Here is a 17805-nt window from a genome sequence, read left to right as displayed (position 1 = left end):
AGGGCCTGTGGAGTGCGCAGGTACGCTTGGCGATGGGTTGGCGGGGCGGGCCGAGCGGGGTGAAAGGGGGGCGACGTCGCGGTGCCTGCCTGCTCAGACAGTGCCGGATTCGCGGTGCCGTAGCAGTACCTGCCGATCACCACCAAAGCGGCCAGCCAGTTTTTCGGCCAGCCATACCGAGCGGTGCTGACCGCCGGTACAGCCGATGGCGACGGTGACATAACTGCGGTTATCGCGGTCGAAACTGGGCAGCCAGTGGTCGAGGTAGTGGCAGATATCGGCAAACATGGTCTGCGCTGTCGTTTCGGCTTCCAGGAAGTCGATTACCGGCTGGTCGCGACCGGTCAGCGGGCGCAGTGCCAGGTCGTAATAGGGGTTGGGCAGGCAGCGCGCATCGAACACGAAATCGGCATCGAGCGGCAGGCCGTGCTTGAAGCCGAAAGACTGGAAGATCAGCGTCAGCCGTGATTGATCCAGCGCCAAAAATTGCTTGATCCAGGCGCGTAGCGCATTGGCGCTCAGTTCGCTGGTATCGACGCGGTGGGCCAGATCAGCTACTTCAGCCAGCAGTTCGCGCTCCAGCACGATGCATTCGCCCACGGTGAGATCGGGCTGGATCAACGAAAGCGGGTGTTTGCGGCGGGTCTCGGAAAAGCGCTTGAGCAGGGCCTCGGTCTTCGCTTCCAGAAACAGCACCCTTACATCGACGCCATCGCTTTTCAGGCGGCTGACGCAGTCGGGCAGGGCCGGCAGGCTCTGTGCGCCACGTACATCGACGCTGATGGCGAGGCGGGTATGGCCTTCGCTGCGCAGCAGGCTGACGGTTTGCTGCAGCAAGGTGGCGGGCAGATTGTCGATGCAGTAATAGCCCAGGTCTTCCAGCAGATTGAGCGCCACACTCTTGCCCGAGCCGGATAGCCCGGAAATCAGCACCACTTGCAGGCTATGCACGCTTACTCTCCCGACTCCATAAAGCGTTGGTGGCGTTCGATGAATTCGCGGGTGGAATCGATGCCGCGCAATTGCAGGATGTAGTTGCGCACCGCCGCCTCCACCAGCACTGCCAGATTGCGACCGGCGGCCACGGGCAGCACGACCTTGCGGATGGCCACATCGAGCACATCCTGCGTTGCCGCCTGCATTTGCAGCCGATCGAGCGGATTGATCGCGTCGGACTGTTTGGTGAGGTGGATGATCAGCTTCAGGTTCTTTTTCGGCCGTACGGCTGTCTCACCGAAGATGGTGCGGATATTCAGTACCCCGAGGCCGCGCACTTCCAGAAAGTCGCGCAGCAGCGGTGGGCAGCGGCCTTCCAAGGTGTCGGGGGCGATACGGTAGAGTTCGACCACGTCGTCAGCAACCAGGCCGTGGCCACGCGAGATCAGCTCCAGCGCCAGCTCGCTCTTACCCATGGCACTTTCGCCGGTGATCAAGACGCCGACTTCCAGCACATCAAGAAACACCCCATGCAGATTGGTCGATACCGCCAGCGCCTTGGCCAGATAAAAGCGCAGCACATCCATCAGATAGGGGCTTTGCTCGGGGGAGGTGAGCAAGGGCACATGATTGCGCTCGCAGGCGTCGCGCAGGATGTCGGGCGTAGGCAGGCCGTTGGCGACGAACATGGCCGCCATATCGGTGCTGAACAGATGGTCCAGCGACTTTTTCAGCGCATCCTGTTCCAGGCTCTTCAGATAGGCGACTTCAGCGAGCCCCAGTACCTGTACGCGGTTGGGGTGGACGAAGTTCAAGTGGCCGACCAACGCGTGGGCCGGCTTTTGCGTATCGGCTTCGTTGGACAGCAGGTTGTTGGCGCCACTCTGGCCGGCAAGCCAGGTCAGCCGCAGTTTTTCGGCATTATCGATAAACAGCTGGCGGACGGTGATTTGCGGCATGGCTCAGGGCGTCGAATCGGGCGGCGTATGCCGCAAAGGCCCTATCTTAACGCGAGCCGCTGGCGCTTGAGCAAAAGCTTGCTGGCAATGGCGCCTAGTTCGACCAGCTTGTCAGCAGCGCATGTGCGCCTTCTACATCGGCAACGCTGGCAAGCGCTTCGCGCAGCTTCTTGTCGCTGAATAACTGGGCCAGCTCGCTCAGAATCTGCAGATGTTGATCGGTGGCCCGCTCCGGCACCAATAGCACAAAGGCGAACAGCACCGGCTTGCCATCAGCTGCTTCGAATGGAATCGGTTGCTTGAGCCGCACAAAGGTGCCGGCAGCTTCCTTCAGGCCCTTGATGCGGCCGTGCGGAATGGCCACGCCGTGACCGACGCCGGTCGATCCCATTCGCTCGCGATCGAGCAGGGCATCGAATATCGTGCTGCGGGCAATGCCATGGCTGTTTTCAAACAGGATTCCGGCTTGTTCGAATAACCGTTTCTTGCTGGTCAGGTCGAGATCGAGAAAGACATTGGCCGGGGGCAGGATGGAGGCAATCAGGGCCATGGAATTCAGACGTGTAGGCAATTTCGGGCGCATTGTACGCCGCTGGCAGCTTGGGACAAGCTGACTTTTCATCGGCCGGGTGGATACGAGACAGGCGGTGCCAATCCCGCACTCAGTGCATCACGCTGGGCAGAAGGCTCCTGGGCGTTTCGGTACTTGCGCGCCGCTGTCTGGCGAGGACGAAAGGAAGGCCGGGAGGTTTGCGGCGGATATTCGGATGGTGCAAACCAGTCCATCAGGTCAGCTGCAGCGGCTATGCGCCAGGGCAAATGAAAACGGGAACGGCGTCCCTGGACCGTTCCCGTTCTGGCTACAACGCCCGTAATGGTTCAGGCGCCAGGCTGTTCCTGATACTTGATGGCGTCGCCGGTATGGCGGTCGCTGTAACGCTTTTCCTTGTGCTTGAGCACTTGCCGGTCGAGCTTGTCGGCAATCAGGTCGATGGCTGCATACATATCCGGCTCGGTCGCTTCAACATGAATATCCTTGCCGCGCAGGTGGACGTTGACGTCGACTTTCTGCTGCAGCTTGTCCACCGATAGCGTGACATGCATATCAATGACGTGGTCAAAATGGCGAGTCACGCGCTCCAGCTTGGTGCCGAGATATTCCCGGATGGAGGGGGTAACTTCGAGGTGGTGCCCACTGATAGTCAGGTTCATACAACGCTCCTTGTGTTAAGGATGCCGCCAAACACTGTGCCGGCGGCTAGAGGGACTTTCTTTGGTTGACGGGCGGGATCTGCATGGCTTCGCGATACTTCGCCACCGTGCGGCGGGCAACATTAATGCCCTGTTTGCCCAGCACCTCGGCGATCGCACTATCGCTCAGCGGTTTTTTCGGGTCCTCGTTCTGGATGAGCTGTTTTAACAGGGCCTTGATGGCAATGGCCGAACATTCGCCACCAGAGTCGGTGTCGACATGGCTGCCGAAGAAATACTTGAATTCGTAAATGCCGCGAGGGGTGAGCATGTACTTCTGGGTAGTGACGCGCGAGATGGTTGATTCATGCAGTTCCAGCTCCTCGGCAATATCGCGCAGCACCAAGGGGCGCATGGCAACTTCGCCGTGTTCGAAGAAGCGCTGCTGACGCTCAACAATGGCTTGGGCGACACGCTGGATGGTTTCAAAGCGTTGCTGCACGTTTTTGATCAGCCACTTCGCTTCTTGCAGCTGCCCGCCGAGCCCTGCGCCGCTGTCACGCTGCTGGCGAAGGATATTGGCATACAGCTGATTGACTCTTAGCTTGGGCATCGCCGCTTCATTGAGCTGCGCTACCCACCCCTGTTTGAGCTTCCTGACCACAACATCAGCGACGACATAGCGGGTTTCTGTTTCACCAAAGGCGGCGCCAGGATGGGGATTCAGCCTCTGAATCAGCGCCTGTGCTGCCTTTAAGCCAATGTCATCACACTTTAGCGTTTTCTTAATCTTACTGTAGTCTTTATTGGCCAACAAATCGAGACACTCGGTCACGATGGAAAGCGCCAATCCGCCAAACGGCTCTACCGCAACCAACGGTTTCAGCTGCAATCCAAGGCAATCCTTCAGGTTGACTGCTGCCACGCCCAATGGTTCCAGCTGGCGCACCAATTGCCAGCCTATCTGCAGATCGTCGATATCGATTTCGAGGTCTTCGCGCAGCTCGGGCGGGATCAGCTCGAGGATTTCGGCCAGTGGCTGGGTCAGGTAGCCATCGTCGTCGAGTGCATCGATCACCAAGGTGGCGAGCGCGCTGTCGCGCTGGCTCAGTGGCAGCAAGCCCAGCTGGCTGATCAGGTGTTCGCGCAGGGTGGGGATGCGGGCGACATTGGCATGCGCGTCGAATTCATCGTCATCGCCATCGCGCTGTTTGCCACTGCCGGCAGCTTCGCTCCAGTAGTTGTCGCCGAGCATATTGTCGGTGTCGAAGTCGGGCTCGGCCGATTCATTGCTGCTGGCCGGCTCGTCCTGGCCCGGAATGCTTTCCGGCGCCTCGGCCGGGCTGCCGTCTTCCTTGACCGCGAAGGTCTCCGGCGCGTCGTCGTCCTCGCGCTCCAGCATCGGGTTGTCTTGCAAGAAGCGCTCGATTTCCTGATTGAGATCGAGTGTGGAGAGTTGCAGCAGCTTGATCGATTGCTGCAGCTGCGGCGTCAGGGTCAGCGACTGGGAAAGCTTGAGCTGGAGGGAGGGCTTCATGCCGTAGGGTGTGTTTCTTCGTTGCTAGAGGCGGAAATGCTCGCCCAGGTAGACACGACGAACATTGTCGTTATAGACAATCTCCTCCGCAGTGCCGGATGCCAGCACGCTGCCTTCATTGATGATATAGGCACGATCGCAGATGCCCAGGGTCTCGCGCACATTGTGATCGGTGATCAGCACGCCGATGCCTCGCTCCTTCAGGTAACGGATGATCTTCTGGATATCCATCACCGCAATCGGGTCAACCCCGGCAAAGGGCTCGTCGAGCAGAATAAAGCGCGGGTCGGCCGCCAGGGCGCGGGCGATCTCGCAGCGGCGCCGCTCGCCACCCGATAGCGACATGGCAGCGCTGTCGGCCAGATGGGCGATATGCAATTCGCGCATCAATTCATCCAGGCGCCTGCGCAGTCGGTCGGCATCCGGTTCATGCAGTTCCAGAATGGCACGGATGTTCTCCGCCACGGTCATCTTGCGGAAGATCGAAGCTTCCTGTGGCAGGTAGCCCAAGCCCAGCTTGGCGCGGCTATGGATAGGCAGATGGGTGATGTCGGCGTCGTCCAGTCGGATTTCGCCGCCATTGAGCGCCACCAGGCCAACGATCATATAAAAGCTAGTGGTCTTGCCGGCACCATTGGGGCCAAGCAGGCCAACAACTTCACCGGCATCGACATGCAAGGACACATCGCGCACCACGGTGCGCGACTTGTAGCGCTTTTGCAGATGCTGGGCCGACAGGCGTGAAAGTAGTGCGCTCATTACTTGGCTTTCCCGTCGGCTGGCTTTTGCTTGGGCTGGATGACCATATGCACGCGACCGTCATCGGCCGGTGTCGAGCCGGCCACGCCGACGCCCTTGCCGCCTTCGGCGCGATATTTCTCGGTATTGGTGTTGTAGGTGATCAGATTGCCAACCAGCTCATCCGCACCTTTCTTCAGCCAGGCATGGCCAAGCAGGCGCACGTCGCCGGTCTGGCTGTCGTATTCCAGGCGGTCGGCCACTGCATCGAGCCAGTCGGCGCTGGCTTCCATCTTCTGGCGGAACTTCACCGGTCGGCCTTCGCCGGTGACTTTCTGGCCGCTGCGGGTTTCCAGAACAGTGGCAAGGTCGGCGGTAAACACCATGGTGCCCTGGGTAATGCGCACATCGTCGATCAGCCGGCGCACCCCCGCCTTGTCATCAGCCTCGGCGCTTTTGGCAGAGATATGCATGGGGAGGCTGCGATCAGCCAGCTCGGCATGGCTGTGCAGCGCGAGGGCGGCGAGCAGGATGGCGGCGAGATAAGGGTTGGCGTTTTGGCGGGACATAGTCGATGTTCACTTTGCTGCGCAGCTTGAGCGGCGCTTGTTTGGTTGTGTCACTCAAGCCTGATAGGGGGCCGACAATCATTGGTTCTGGTGTATCAGTTTGGCTTGATAGTCATATGCAAGCCTTCCGCCCGAATTTCTTCAGTTGCGGTGTTGTAGGTAATCAGGCTTCCGGTGACTTCATCATTGCCTTTTTTCAGCCAGCCATTGCCTAGCAATCGCACATCGCCGGTAATGCTGTCGTACTCGCAGCGATCAGCGCGGGCATCCAGCCAATTCGGACTCGTGCCCATTCTTTGGCGAAGCTTCACCGGATGACCATCACAGCTGATTTTTTGCCCGCCACTGCCGGCATCGAGCAAAGTAGCATTGTCAGCGGTCAGCAGTATGGAGCCTTGGCTGATCCTGACATTTCCGCTCAGGCGGCGTTGCCCCGCACGCTCCATGACGCCCTGATCAGCATCGATATGGATAGGCTGCTTATGGTCTGGGCCTTCGGCCAGCGCATGCGATGCCAACAAGCTCAGTATCGCGTTGATCGCTGCGCGCTTAGCGTTTTGGCGGGACATAGTCGATGTTCACTTTACTGCGCAGCTTGAGCAGCGCTTGTTTGTGGTCGTAGTCAAAACCGGTGGCTTGCAGCACATTGCTGGGCGATTGCACCAGTACCGGTGCTTCCGATTGCGCCTGACCGGTGACCGTGTCGAGCTGCAGGCGACTGGTGCGCAGGGCCATGGGCGGGGTGGTGCCAAACGGGCTGCGCTGCAGCAGCACATCGTTCTCGAACCAGACCTGCTTGCTGCCGGCTTCCAAGCGTGCCTTGGCTGCGGTAACGGCCATGGTGGCCGTGGCTGGCTCGGTGCGCTGCAGCCGCGCCTGGTCGAGCTCGGAGTGATCGTCCGGATAGTGGCGCATCCGGGTGGCATGGAGCTGGTAGTGACTGCTGCCATCCGGGCTGTATTCGGTGGCGACGAAATTGAGAATGGTCAGGTCCGGCTCGCTCTGTACCGCGCCCGGTGCAAAGTAGGGCAGCTCGGTCATGCGGTTGAGTGTCAGCGACAGGCCGAACAACAGGCCCAGCAGGATCAGCGGAAAGGCGCGGGCAGCGCGGTCGGGCAGCATGCTCATTGCAGATAGGGCGCCAACTGCGTTTCCAGGGTGCCTTGCGCTTGCATGATGATCTCGCAGGCCTCGCGCACCGCGCCCTGACCGCCGCGCGCGCCGGTGACATAGTGGGCATGCTGGCGCACCAGGGTGGGGGAATCGGGCACGGCAATGGCAAACGCCACCCGGCGCATCACCGGCAGGTCGATCACATCGTCGCCCATATAGCCGCACTGGCTGGCGTCCATGCCTGTATCGGCGAGTAGTTGCTGGAATGAGGCCAGCTTGTTGTGCGCCCCCTGGATCAGGTGGTCGATGCCGAGATTGCGGGCGCGATGCTCGACCAAGCGCGAGGTACGGCCGGTAATGATGGCCAGCTGCACGCCGCTTTGCCGCAGCATTTTCAGGCCATGACCATCGAGCGAATTGAAGGCTTTCAATTCCTCGCCGGCGTCGGTGTAGTAGAGGCTGCCATCGGTCATGACGCCATCTACGTCAAAAATCATCAGGCGTATCGCTTGAGCGCGTTCCAGCACAGCGGGCTTCCTTGTTTGTGTTACACAACGCCGGCATGCAAGAGATCATGCATGCGGATGGCGCCGACCAGTTTGTTGTCATCCAGTACCAAGAGTGCATAGACCTTGGCTTTTTCCATGCCTTGCACTGCTTCAACCGCCAGCTTGTCGGCATCGATGGTTTTGGGTGTGCGCGACATCACGCTGTCGATGCGCACGGCTTTCAGATCGATATCGCGGTCGAATGCACGGCGCAAATCGCCATCGGTAAACACGCCAAGCAACTCGCCTGCCTCGCCGACCACTGCCGTCATGCCCAGGCCCTTGCGGGTGATTTCGAACAGCGCATCGTGCACGCTGGCGCTGGGCGCAACCGTGGGCAGGGCATCGCCCTTGTGCATGATGTCGCGCACATGCACCAGCAGCTTGCGGCCAAGACTGCCTCCGGGGTGGGACAGGGCAAAGTCGTTGCGATCAAAGCCGCGTGCTTCCAATAGACACACCGCCAGCGCATCACCGAGTGCCAGTGCCGCCGTGGTGCTGGCAGTCGGCGCCAAGTTAAGCGGGCAGGCTTCCTTGGCAACGCCGGCGTCGAGATGCACATCGGCAGCGCGGCCCAGGGTGGATGCCGGATTGCCGGTCATGGCGATGATCTTGGCGCCGCGCCGCTTGATGGCGGGCAGCAAGCTGACCATCTCACCCACTTCGCCGGAATTGGACAATGCCAGCACCACATCGTCGCCGGTAATCATGCCCAGATCACCATGGGCGGCCTCGGCCGGGTGCATGAAAAAGGCCGGGGTACCGGTAGAGGCCAGCGTGGCGGCCAGCTTGCGACCGATATGACCGGATTTGCCGATGCCGGCAACGACGATGCGGCCCCTGCAGGCTAGCATCAAGGCATGCGCTTTATTGAAATTGTCGTCCAGCCGCTTGCTGACTTCTTCGATGGCCTGCGCTTCTATGCTCAGAACTTCACGGGCCAGTCCCAGCAGGCCATCGGGTGTATGGGTGCGATTCGTTTTCATAGCCGTGCAGTATACGGGATGCGCCTGCAACGCGCTCCGCTCGGGCGCTGTGGCGCAATTCGTATAGTATCGAAGCGCTGCGCGCGGCTCCCCTCTCCCGCGAGCGGGAGAGGGGCTGGGGTGAGGGCGGTTTGCTGCGGCATTGCTTGGCAGTGCCGCCCTCATCCGGCCCTGCGGGCCACCTTCTCCCGCTTGCGGGAGAATGGATAGCGCCTCGGCGCCCCCTGTCGCCGTGTGTAAACCCGTTTCACAGCCCGATACTGATCCATGCATTCAACCCTCGATACCGTGCTTGTCCTGCTTGCCGCTGCCGTTGCGGTAGTGACTGTCTGCCGGCGCCTGCATCTGCCGGCCATGCTGGGCTATCTGCTGGTGGGCCTGGTGATTGGCCCGCATGCGCTGGCGCTGATCGGCTCGATCGAGCAGGCCGAGGCACTGGCCGAGTACGGCGTGGTGTTTCTGATGTTCTCGGTAGGGCTGGAATTCAGCCTGCCCAAATTGATGGCGATGCGCCTGACCGTGCTGGGCGGCGGCTCGGCCCAGGTCGCCAGTACCTTGTTGCTGGTGATGCTGGTCGGCTGGCTATGTGGCCTGCCCTGGCAGGCGGGTTTGGCACTGGGCGGGGCTTTGGCGATGTCGTCTACCGCCATTGTCAGCCGTCTCTTGGCCGAGCGGGTGGAGATGAACGCCCAGCATGGCCAGCTGGCCATCGGTGTTCTGTTGTTCCAGGATCTCGCAGTGGTGCCGCTGCTGATCGTGATTCCGGTGCTCGGCGGCAACGGTGGTTCATTGTGGGCGGTGCTGGGGGTGGCGGCGCTGAAAATCGCTCTGACCTTGCTGATCTTGCTGTATTTCGGCCCGCGCTTGCTGCGCCCGCTGTTCCACTGGGTAGCCAAGGGGCGCTCCACCGAATTGTTTGTGCTCAATGTCTTGCTGGTGACGCTGGGCATTGCCTGGGCCACCGAGTTGGCCGGGCTAAGCCTGGCGCTGGGCGCCTTTCTGGCCGGCATGCTGATCGCCGAAACCGAATACCGCCATCAGGTGGAAGAAGATATCCGGCCGTTTCGCGATTTGCTGCTCGGCTTGTTTTTCGTCACCACCGGCATGCGCCTCAATCTAGCTGTGCTGGGTGAAGAATTTTTACTGGTGCTGGCCCTCACCCTGTTTGCCACGCTGGGCAAGGCGGCCATCGTGGCGGGCCTTACCCGCTTGTTTGGCCGCAGTGCTGGCACCGGGGTGCGCACTGGCCTGTGGCTGGGGCAGGGGGGCGAATTCGGCTTTGTGCTGCTGGCCCTGGCGGCGAGCTCCGGCGTGTTGCCCGGCTCGGTGGAACAGGCGGCGCTGGCGGCGATTTTGCTGTCGATGCTGGCGGCGCCGTTCATGATCCAGCAGTCCGAGGCGATCGTGCGGCGCTTTATCGCCTCGGACTGGATGCTGCAGGCGATGCGCCTGACCCAGCTGGCGGCGCGCACCATGGCGACAACCGACCATGTGATCCTGTGCGGCTACGGCCGCAGCGGCCAGGCGCTGGCACGCATGCTGCGCCAGGAAGATATTGCCTTCCAGGCGCTGGATCTCGACCCGGAGCGCGTCAAGGAAGCCGCCGCAGCGGGTGAGAATGTCAGCTTTGGCGATGCGAGCCGCCGCGAAGTATTGATGTCGGCGGGCCTCGCCCGCGCCCGCGCCCTGATCGTGACTTACGACCATACCCCGTCGGCGCTGAAGATCCTGCATGTGGTTGCCGAGGCTCGGCCCGATCTGCCGGTGATCGTGCGCACCTGGGACGATAGCGACATCGAAACCCTGCGTGCCGCTGGTGCCGATGAGGTGGTGGCCGAAGTGATGGAGGGCAGCCTGATGTTGGCCTCGCACGCCATGATGCTGCTGGGCGTGCCGCTTAGTCGGGTATTGCGCCGTATTCGCGAGGCGCGCGAGAGCCGCTACAACCTGTTCCGTGGTTTCTTCCACGGCGCCAGCGATCAGAATCTGGACGAGCAGCTGCAACCGCGCCTGCACTCGCTGGCACTGAATGCGGGCGCAGTGGCGGTCGGCCGCCTGCTCGGGGATTTGTCGCTGGGGGAAATCGGTGCCACCGTCAAATCCCTGCGCCGCGCCGGCCGCCGTATCGACGAGCCGGGGAGCGAGGAATTATTGCAAGCCGGTGATGTGCTGGTGCTGCTGGGATCGCCGGATGCCCTGGCAAGGGCGGAGCGTCGGGTGATGCAGGGGGAGTAGATGCAAAACAGCCCAAGCATGGCTTGGGCTGTTTGTCTGCGCATTGCGGCTTACGAAGCGCGGCACACTGTGTAGGCAAAACCTTCGTTGTATACGGCCGTTGTGCTTACTGCAGGGGCGTTTGCTCCTGTTGGTACGGCCGTTGGCAGGTTGGCATTCGTCCCGAGGGAAATGATAGACCCGGTAGTCGGGTTGCCATCGTCCAGCTGTGTATCAATCGCTCCAGCAGCCTTGCCGGGAACATTGTTCATGCAAACTACAACGCTTCCGGGGAGACCGAAATAGCCCGAGCCGATACCGGTCTGACCGCCGAACGCATTCTTCGGCAGGGCTGCAACGCCGGCCGTGGTTGCATTACCGGTAATCAAGCCGCTCGCACGTAAATGCTGCCACGCCCACAGTGTTTCATTGGCGCCTGCTGCAAAGGGGTTGGTGGCGGCGGTGGCGATGACGCCATTAGGATTCGCATTTCCGGTCAAGCCCGTCCAAGCAGTGCCACGGGCTGTCAGTGTTGCAGTTGGACCGTCATCCCCTGGTAGCTGTCTGTATCGATCACGATATGCGTTAACCGCGGCGACCACGCCATTGAAATCGGTCACTGCATTTTTTGCTTTTGCATTCTCGATCATCTCCTGGCCCTTCAGCACGCCGCCCAGCAGCAAGCCAATAATGACCAGAACGATGGCAATTTCGATCAGGGTGAAGCCCTGTTGTTTACCCATGTGCGTTTGCATATATGTTTACTCCGCCGAAAATAGCGCCCGAAAGCGGGCCGCCTGAGGGCTAAGCAACCCCTATGCCATGGCGTGGCCGTGGCGGCCAAGCATCACCCCGCGCCCGCCTGCGGGTGAGGGCAGTCAACTGGAGGTGCACTCGCTCGGCCTTGCTGCCACTCTCTCTGGTTTGCGGGGTATAGCGCTGCGTGTTCGACGGTTCGTGTAACGCCTGCCTGTTTCGGCCTCTTCCGGTTCAAGTTCGAAAGCCGGGAAGAGGGGCAATATGGCCAACAAGAATCACTCGTTCGCACCCGGATTGCTCGCGCAGGGCTGAAGGAAGTAGACGGCATTGCCGACGCGCCCTTATCCGGCCCTGCGGGCCGCCTTCTCCCGCCTTCGGGAGAAGGGTATGGTTATCGGCCGGCGTGCTTGGTTGAAGCGGTTTCATGTCATTTGCATTTGTACGGAAGCGAGCTGTCAGAATGTCAACAATGCTGTTGCAGGCTCAACGCCATGCAGCTTGATTCCGGTCTGAATGCCCGCCTGCTGGCGCTATTGCGTCGCCGCCGCATGCTACCGCTGGCACTGGCGGCGCTGGTGATGCTGTCTTGCTGGTTGCCGCGCCATCACGCCTCGCTGGGCATGTTGCTGCTGGCGCAGTACGGCCTGCTGCTGTTCTGGCAGCCGCTGTATCAGACCAATGAACCCTTGCAGCGGCGCAGCATGCTCGGGCATGCGCTGGTGGCGGGTTTGCTGTTGCTCGGAGCGCCCGTATTGCTACCGCTTTGGATCGCCCTGCTGGCAGCCCTGGTGGCCAGCTATGCAGTGGCTTGGCGCGATCGCTGGTCGCAGCGCTTTCATCTCGGGCTGCTGGTGTTCTACCTATTACTGCTGTGGCTGCGCGCCATGCCCGCGTTGGCGGGGCTGCCGCTGCCCTATCCGCAGCTGGTCGCTGCATGTTTGATGGGTTTGTTGCTGCTATTGGCCTGCCTGCCTTCGGCGCGGGCGAATGTGATGCAGCGCCAGGCGCTCGATCTGTTCTATGGTCTGCTGCTCTTCCTGGTGGCCTTGCTTGCCGGGGTGATGGCCTTGGTGTTGACCACCCAGGGACGACTTGATTACTTGGTCGCGCTGGCGTTGGTGATGATAGGTGCCGGCCTGATGCTGGGCATGCTGAGCTGGCTTTGGAACCCACGCGGCGGCTTTGCCGGACTGGGGGCGCTGTTTTCGGTGCGCATGCTGCAGCTTGGCACTCCGTTCGAGCGCTGGTCGGCAAGGCTCACTGAACTCTCGGCGCGCAGTGCCAGCCCTGAAGCATTTCTGGCGAGTGCAGCCAGCGCCTTGCTTGAGCTGCCCGGCATCTGCGGTGGCGAATGGCGTTGCGCACACCACCATGGCCGGTTTGGCGAGGTGGGGCGGTATCAGGTAGTGGTGCACGCCAATGGCTTGCGCCTCCTATTGCAGGCGGATGCGCCGATTGCGCCGGCCTTGCGCGTGCAGTTCCAACTGCTGGCCGAAATGCTGCGCCAGTTTCATGCTGCCAAGGAGCGCGAACAGCGCCTGGCCGACTATGTCTATGTAGAGGCGGTGCACGAGACCGGCGCGCGGCTCACCCATGACATCAAGAACCTGCTGCAGGCGCTGCGCGGCTTGATTGGCGCGGCCAGTAGCGGTGCCGCCCCGGATGCCTTGCTGGCCTTGTACCAGCGCCAGCTGCCGGAAGTCGCACGGCGTTTGGAAACCACCCTGGCCAATTTCGCCAGTCCACCCGGCAGCGAGCGCCTGCCGGTGGCGGACTGGTGGACGCAGGCTCAGGCAAGGCATGCCAGTGCAGGTATCGTGTTTGAAACGCCGGCTGAATTGACTGGCGAGGTGGACGCGCCGCTATTCGATAACGTGCTGGACAACCTGCTGCGCAATGCCGAACACAAGCGCCTGCAAGAACCTGATGTGCAGATACGTACCGGCCTGTGGCGGGTTGGCGAACAGTGGATGTTGTGGGTGGAAGATAGCGGTAGCCCGATACCAGGCGCCCGCGCCGACCAGCTATTCAATCGCCCGCTGGACTCCCCGGCCGGCTACGGCTTGGGGCTGTTCCACGCAGCGCGGCTGGCAACGGCGCGTGGTTATGGATTGCAACTGGTGAGCAATCAGGTAGGGGCGGTTAGGTTTCATTTGGTGGTGGTGTGAAGCAGCATCTGCCGCCGCAACTGTTTGATATTGTCAGGGGAGACTGCCTGCCTGCACCATGCGGCCAAATAGTTTGGAATAGGGCAGCCAGACCATTATCTGGTGGTAGCTATTCCCGGTTGGTTCTCGCCATTCGTGGTTAATGAAGAACTTATCAGCGGTCACGTTGTTTTCCGTCACATCGGTACTTGCAGCATCGTTGGCGGCATATGGCCCGTCGCTCCAGACAATGGCCACAGCGTTTTGGGTAAGCAAGTTGGTTCCGATTGTGCAGGAGTTTGCTCCCTTTCTTGGCGTGTCACTACAAACGATTAGCCCCGGGAATGGTGCGCCCGTGAGTGCATTGTTAAGTGCTTGTATCGATTGGCCACCAAAGGCAACTGCGCCACCCGTTGTGAAGGCATTGGCAACTGCAGTGCCGCTAAGTGGCGTAATCGCGTAGCGGATTGGGTTGCCCCAAGAGTCGAGCAAATAGCCAGATGTAGTCAAGTTGCTCAGGCCTAGTGTCGACGCCGGCAAGTAGCCGGTGAAGTTGTTGGTGCAGCCTGTGGTAGGAGGGGGGCCGGGAATGTTTACTGTTGCTTCGGCGCCGCCTGCTGGTGGCGCTAGTGCGGGGCAGGGTAGCCGCTTGTTGGCGATGGCGTACCCGGTCAATGCCTCTATTACATCGTTCAACTGGTTCTTTGTGGCTGCTTCTTGCTGCGACATAATTTGCGCAGGAAGCGCGGTCAGTAAACCGCCGAGGACTAGGCCGATGATAACCATGACGGTGGCCAGTTCAGCGAGCGTGAAGCCGTTTTGATGCCTGAGTTTCATATTGGTGCTCATGGTGGAGAGACGATCAACGGTTGGTCGTTGTAGGAGGGTGACAGAGCGCCCGGCTCGTCAAACTTGTCGTCACCGTTGGTGTTTTCCAGGCTATCAAGGTAGTCGCAGATGTTTGTACTGGGCCTCGCGGCTAAGAGCTGGTTATACGGTGAGGGTACAGTGGAGTTGCATTTCGTCCCGTTGACCGCCCTTCCTGCGCCAACCACTAAGGCGTTGACTGCATTGTTTCCGACCGTCAGTTTGGCGCCAGCACAGCCAGGGGTCGCCGATGTACAAGAGGGTGCGACGGCGTACACCAAGTAATTTCTCCATTGTTGATTGGCGAACCAATCCTTTGGAGGGACGTTCGTGTTGTATTCGCCCATGCCAATGGTGCAAGTACGCATGCCGGCACCCGTGCAGGAACAACTGTTTGCAGTTGCGGCGCTCATTGACGCACCACATGCCCCAACATCGGAAGATCCAATAAATGTCCCTGCTGCGATACGCACCGGTGGAGCTGCACTGCAAGCTCCTCCGTCAGTCCCACTGCAGGCACAGTTCGTGTTGCCAGGGCCAAAACGAGTACACGCTCCAGCAGCCCCAGTTACAGTGAAGCTTCCGGCGGCTGAAAAAGCTGCAGGAAAAGAGATTCCGCCTGTAAGTGTGGCGCTGGATGTCGTGGCCCCCGTGACGGTTGTTGAGAGCGTCAACTTGTTACCTGAGGCGCCAGGGTAGTTGCTTCCCGCCGAAAAATTAAGAACCGGCGGTACCAATGAGCTTGTCATTGTTGACGTTGAAACAACTGTTCCTCCGGCGAGAAGTGTCTGCAGGTTGGTAAGGCTTGCTCCCAACGTCGCGCCGACATTGACTTGCAACCCGGCTGCGCCGGAAGCAACAAAGGTAATGGTCGTGCCATTGAGCGTTACTGTTTGGCCTGGTGTTGGGTTAACGGTGAACGCAATGCTGCCGGTGGCATTCGAAGTGGAGTTTGAACATGCGCAGCTTGTTTGCGTACATTTGCATGCCGCCCCGCTCGTTGGGACACCGCCGAGGCGTAGTGCGTCGATTGGTGTGGGGCCGCTTAAGGCGGTTGCGTAAGGAAAGTACCGAGTTGATGCAGTTGTACCGCTGGCATCGTAAAAGCCGTTAAGAAAGCGCTTGGCTTGTTGTTCTGCGCGCCGTTGTGCAGCGCTCATCAGTTCATCGACGGTGATGTATATGAGCTGGTTCTGGGAGGCTGCCGGAATCGAAGAGCCGAGTGGCCGGATCTGGTATGTATTTGTTAATGAGCCGTTTACGCCTTGTAGATAGTTCGGTACGACGGTGTTGGTAATGCTCGCGGTCGATGCATTCCGTACCTGCCCACTTGCCTGAGGGCCTGGCAGGATGATGACCGCAGCAACAGTATTGGAGATAAGCTGCCCGTTGGCATCCAGAACTGTTAACCAAGGATGCAATCTAGCACCTGCGGTTGCTGCCGAAGGTGGACAGGTGGAGGCTGTAGGGATGAAGGGGAGTGAAAGCACCCCGGGGTTCAGAGGCTCTATAAACCCGTTGGTGTAGCAGTTGTCGTCGAAATTGGCGGAAATAGCGTACCAGGGCGTCATGCCTGTTGGGTCGGCTCCTTGCCTGTATTCGCTTAACCCTAGACGCCGCCATGGCAACAACCCAACGCAGCGCATGTTTGGCCCGCTTGAAATTTTCGCGCCGCCAGCAATGTTATGGCACGGCGTGTTTTCTAGGCCGTTAAAGTCGGTATCAGGCGCAAGCAGTAGACCGGGTGGGCTGACGCCGGATTGGTTAATCGCATACTCCAACAAGGCCTGCTTTGCATTCGCAAGCAGGCGATTGTCGGAGCTTTGCATTGCTAACTGAGCTTTGCTGTTGTTTAGCTGACTAACAATCAGTGTCAGCAACCCCACGCCCACCATCAAGAAAAAAATCAAAATGGCACTACCCGCCTGCCTCCGAGGCGAGCGCATTGGATGGGTGTGAATTCTGATACGCATGGTTCACCTCCGCAGCACAATCTGTGCCATCATTGCGCCCGTCGTTGAGGGCCCTGTCGAAGAATTTGAAAAATATTTCATCAAGGGGTTTGACAAGCTCGAAATTCCTCTCCATAATGCATGGCTCATCTGGAGGGGTTCCCGAGCGGTCAAAGGGATCAGACTGTAAATCTGACGGCTCTGCCTTCGAAGGTTCGAATCCTTCCCCCTCCACCAGATGACGTAACGGATTTTAGTTGTGCAGCTCCCTGTGCTGCGTAACGAGCGGTTTGAAGTCTTGTCGTGCGGGTGTAGCTCAATGGTAGAGCAGAAGCCTTCCAAGCTTACGACGAGGGTTCGATTCCCTTCACCCGCTCCAATCGGTTAATGGAAGGCCCATGTAGCTCAGGGGTAGAGCACTCCCTTGGTAAGGGAGAGGTCGGCAGTTCGAATCTGCCCATGGGCACCATCCATCGCTTGATCGTTTTCTACTTAGTTTCCAAGGAATTCCATCATGGCAAAAGAGAAGTTCGAGCGGACCAAGCCGCACGTAAACGTTGGCACGATTGGTCACGTTGACCATGGCAAGACCACGCTGACCGCAGCGATCACCACCATTCTGTCGAAGAAGTTCGGTGGCGAAGCCAAGGGTTACGACCAGATCGACAGCGCGCCTGAAGAAAAGGCTCGTGGTATTACCATCAATACCGCTCACGTCGAATACGAAACCGAAAACCGTCACTACGCTCACGTTGACTGCCCGGGTCACGCTGACTATGTGAAGAACATGATTACCGGTGCTGCCCAGATGGACGGCGCCATCCTGGTGGTATCGTCGGCTGACGGCCCGATGCCACAAACCCGTGAACACATCCTGTTGGCCCGTCAGGTTGGCGTGCCTTACATCATCGTGTTCATGAACAAGGCTGACATGGTCGACGACGCCGAGCTGCTCGAGCTGGTCGAAATGGAAGTTCGCGAACTTCTGAGCAAGTACGAGTTCCCTGGCGACGACCTTCCCATCATCAAGGGTTCGGCGCTGAAGGCTCTGGAAGGCGACCAATCGGAAATCGGCGAGCCCGCCATCTTCCGTCTGGCTGAAGCCCTCGACTCCTACATCCCGACGCCAGAGCGCGCTGTGGATGGTGCCTTCCTGATGCCGGTGGAAGACGTGTTCTCGATCTCCGGTCGCGGTACCGTGGTGACCGGTCGCGTTGAGCGCGGTATCGTCAAGGTCGGCGAAGAAATCGAAATCGTTGGTATCAAGCCAACCCTGAAGACCACCTGTA

General features: G+C 59.9%; 17 protein-coding genes and 3 tRNA genes. 6 read left to right on the top strand and 14 right to left on the bottom strand.

Translation table 11 applies throughout. The annotated features are described in order from the left end of the window. Positions 1–93: 93 nt before the first annotated feature. The 11 genes from rapZ to ACE3OH_RS03130 all read right to left on the bottom strand — a co-directional run bounded on the left by rapZ (position 94) and on the right by ACE3OH_RS03130 (position 8577). The gene (gene rapZ, locus ACE3OH_RS03180) at positions 94–942 is read right to left on the bottom strand and encodes an RNase adapter RapZ (RefSeq protein ID WP_374348321.1); all 849 of its coding nucleotides are present in this window, start codon (positions 940–942) and stop codon (positions 94–96) included. An 11-nt stretch (positions 943–953) separates the two neighbouring features. Then, positions 954–1895, bottom strand: coding sequence for an HPr(Ser) kinase/phosphatase (gene hprK / locus ACE3OH_RS03175; protein ID WP_374348291.1), 942 nt, complete (start codon positions 1893–1895; stop codon positions 954–956). Positions 1896–1989: 94 nt separating this feature from the next. After that, positions 1990–2445, bottom strand: coding sequence for a PTS sugar transporter subunit IIA (locus ACE3OH_RS03170; protein WP_374348288.1), 456 nt, complete (start codon positions 2443–2445; stop codon positions 1990–1992). Positions 2446–2774: 329 nt separating this feature from the next. Continuing rightward, positions 2775–3107 carry a ribosome hibernation-promoting factor, HPF/YfiA family gene (hpf, locus tag ACE3OH_RS03165; RefSeq protein ID WP_374348285.1) on the bottom strand — a complete coding sequence of 111 codons (333 nt, stop codon included), beginning with the start codon at positions 3105–3107 and terminating at the stop codon, positions 2775–2777. 46 nt (positions 3108–3153) lie between these two features. Beyond that, complete coding sequence (locus ACE3OH_RS03160) at positions 3154–4623, bottom strand: RNA polymerase factor sigma-54 (protein ID WP_374348282.1); 1470 nt, start codon at positions 4621–4623, stop codon at positions 3154–3156. Between the two features lie 24 nt (positions 4624–4647). Further along, positions 4648–5382 (bottom strand): LPS export ABC transporter ATP-binding protein, encoded by a 735-nt coding sequence (gene lptB / locus ACE3OH_RS03155; protein ID WP_374348280.1) that lies wholly within the window; start codon positions 5380–5382, stop codon positions 4648–4650. Then, positions 5382–5930 (bottom strand): lipopolysaccharide transport periplasmic protein LptA, encoded by a 549-nt coding sequence (gene lptA / locus ACE3OH_RS03150; RefSeq protein ID WP_374348277.1) that lies wholly within the window; start codon positions 5928–5930, stop codon positions 5382–5384. Before lptA (ACE3OH_RS03150) ends, lptB begins: the two co-directional genes overlap by 1 nt. Before the next feature lie 95 nt (positions 5931–6025). Further along, on the bottom strand, positions 6026–6499 hold the full coding sequence (gene lptA / locus ACE3OH_RS03145; protein WP_374348274.1) for a lipopolysaccharide transport periplasmic protein LptA: 474 nt from the start codon (positions 6497–6499) through the stop codon (positions 6026–6028). Next, positions 6480–7052: an LPS export ABC transporter periplasmic protein LptC gene (gene lptC / locus ACE3OH_RS03140; protein ID WP_374348271.1), complete on the bottom strand. Its 573-nt coding sequence runs from the start codon at positions 7050–7052 to the stop codon at positions 6480–6482. Before lptC ends, lptA (ACE3OH_RS03145) begins: the two co-directional genes overlap by 20 nt. Before the next feature lie 2 nt (positions 7053–7054). Next, complete coding sequence (gene kdsC, locus ACE3OH_RS03135) at positions 7055–7570, bottom strand: 3-deoxy-manno-octulosonate-8-phosphatase KdsC (protein ID WP_374348268.1); 516 nt, start codon at positions 7568–7570, stop codon at positions 7055–7057. 20 nt (positions 7571–7590) lie between these two features. Next, a complete protein-coding gene (locus ACE3OH_RS03130) occupies positions 7591–8577 on the bottom strand; it encodes a KpsF/GutQ family sugar-phosphate isomerase (protein ID WP_374348264.1) in 987 nt (328 codons plus the stop codon). Positions 8578–8844: 267 nt separating this feature from the next. Between ACE3OH_RS03130 and ACE3OH_RS03125 the strand changes: the two genes are divergently transcribed. After that, positions 8845–10812 carry a monovalent cation:proton antiporter-2 (CPA2) family protein gene (locus ACE3OH_RS03125; RefSeq protein ID WP_374348262.1) on the top strand — a complete coding sequence of 656 codons (1968 nt, stop codon included), beginning with the start codon at positions 8845–8847 and terminating at the stop codon, positions 10810–10812. 50 nt (positions 10813–10862) lie between these two features. Here the strand turns inward: ACE3OH_RS03125 and ACE3OH_RS03120 are convergent, their stop codons facing one another. After that, on the bottom strand, positions 10863–11546 hold the full coding sequence (locus ACE3OH_RS03120) for a prepilin-type N-terminal cleavage/methylation domain-containing protein (protein WP_374348259.1): 684 nt from the start codon (positions 11544–11546) through the stop codon (positions 10863–10865). A 495-nt stretch (positions 11547–12041) separates the two neighbouring features. Between ACE3OH_RS03120 and ACE3OH_RS03115 the strand changes: the two genes are divergently transcribed. Then, positions 12042–13718 carry a hypothetical protein gene (locus ACE3OH_RS03115; protein WP_374348257.1) on the top strand — a complete coding sequence of 559 codons (1677 nt, stop codon included), beginning with the start codon at positions 12042–12044 and terminating at the stop codon, positions 13716–13718. 33 nt (positions 13719–13751) lie between these two features. On the opposite strand, the gene ACE3OH_RS03110 is transcribed toward ACE3OH_RS03115, so the two are convergent. Both ACE3OH_RS03110 and ACE3OH_RS03105 read right to left on the bottom strand, forming a co-directional pair. Next, entirely contained in the window at positions 13752–14546 is a 795-nt protein-coding gene (locus ACE3OH_RS03110) for a type II secretion system protein (RefSeq protein WP_374348254.1), read from the bottom strand. Then, positions 14543–16537: a hypothetical protein gene (locus tag ACE3OH_RS03105; RefSeq protein ID WP_374348251.1), complete on the bottom strand. Its 1995-nt coding sequence runs from the start codon at positions 16535–16537 to the stop codon at positions 14543–14545. The genes ACE3OH_RS03110 and ACE3OH_RS03105 overlap by 4 nt, the downstream gene beginning before the upstream one ends. A gap of 131 nt (positions 16538–16668) precedes the next feature. Between ACE3OH_RS03105 and ACE3OH_RS03100 the strand changes: the two genes are divergently transcribed. The 4 genes from ACE3OH_RS03100 to ACE3OH_RS03085 form a co-directional block, all read left to right on the top strand. Then, a tRNA-Tyr gene (locus ACE3OH_RS03100) sits at positions 16669–16753 on the top strand. Positions 16754–16821: 68 nt separating this feature from the next. Continuing rightward, a tRNA-Gly gene (locus ACE3OH_RS03095) sits at positions 16822–16895 on the top strand. A 15-nt stretch (positions 16896–16910) separates the two neighbouring features. Beyond that, a tRNA-Thr gene (locus tag ACE3OH_RS03090) sits at positions 16911–16985 on the top strand. Positions 16986–17030: 45 nt separating this feature from the next. Further along, positions 17031–17805: elongation factor Tu (locus ACE3OH_RS03085; protein ID WP_374348247.1), on the top strand; the 775-nt coding region annotated here is incomplete at its 3' end.

The organism is Chitinimonas sp. (assembly GCF_041904975.1).
In the GTDB taxonomy this organism is placed as follows: domain Bacteria; phylum Pseudomonadota; class Gammaproteobacteria; order Burkholderiales; family Chitinimonadaceae; genus Chitinimonas.
Note: the sequence above shows the minus strand (reverse complement) of the source record. Positions and strands in the feature narration are given on the sequence as shown.

Coding starts and splice junctions, on each gene's coding strand:
- hprK (WP_374348291.1), bottom strand. CDS start 1,895: ATGCCGCAAATCACCGTCCGCCAGCTGTTTATCGATAATGCCGAAAAA.
- ACE3OH_RS03170 (WP_374348288.1), bottom strand. CDS start 2,445: ATGGCCCTGATTGCCTCCATCCTGCCCCCGGCCAATGTCTTTCTCGAT.
- hpf (WP_374348285.1), bottom strand. CDS start 3,107: ATGAACCTGACTATCAGTGGGCACCACCTCGAAGTTACCCCCTCCATC.
- ACE3OH_RS03160 (WP_374348282.1), bottom strand. CDS start 4,623: ATGAAGCCCTCCCTCCAGCTCAAGCTTTCCCAGTCGCTGACCCTGACG.
- lptB (WP_374348280.1), bottom strand. CDS start 5,382: ATGAGCGCACTACTTTCACGCCTGTCGGCCCAGCATCTGCAAAAGCGC.
- lptA (WP_374348277.1), bottom strand. CDS start 5,930: ATGTCCCGCCAAAACGCCAACCCTTATCTCGCCGCCATCCTGCTCGCC.
- lptA (WP_374348274.1), bottom strand. CDS start 6,499: ATGTCCCGCCAAAACGCTAAGCGCGCAGCGATCAACGCGATACTGAGC.
- lptC (WP_374348271.1), bottom strand. CDS start 7,052: ATGCTGCCCGACCGCGCTGCCCGCGCCTTTCCGCTGATCCTGCTGGGC.
- ACE3OH_RS03130 (WP_374348264.1), bottom strand. CDS start 8,577: ATGAAAACGAATCGCACCCATACACCCGATGGCCTGCTGGGACTGGCC.
- ACE3OH_RS03125 (WP_374348262.1), top strand. CDS start 8,845: ATGCATTCAACCCTCGATACCGTGCTTGTCCTGCTTGCCGCTGCCGTT.
- ACE3OH_RS03120 (WP_374348259.1), bottom strand. CDS start 11,546: ATGCAAACGCACATGGGTAAACAACAGGGCTTCACCCTGATCGAAATT.
- ACE3OH_RS03115 (WP_374348257.1), top strand. CDS start 12,042: ATGCAGCTTGATTCCGGTCTGAATGCCCGCCTGCTGGCGCTATTGCGT.
- ACE3OH_RS03110 (WP_374348254.1), bottom strand. CDS start 14,546: ATGAGCACCAATATGAAACTCAGGCATCAAAACGGCTTCACGCTCGCT.
- ACE3OH_RS03105 (WP_374348251.1), bottom strand. CDS start 16,537: ATGCGTATCAGAATTCACACCCATCCAATGCGCTCGCCTCGGAGGCAG.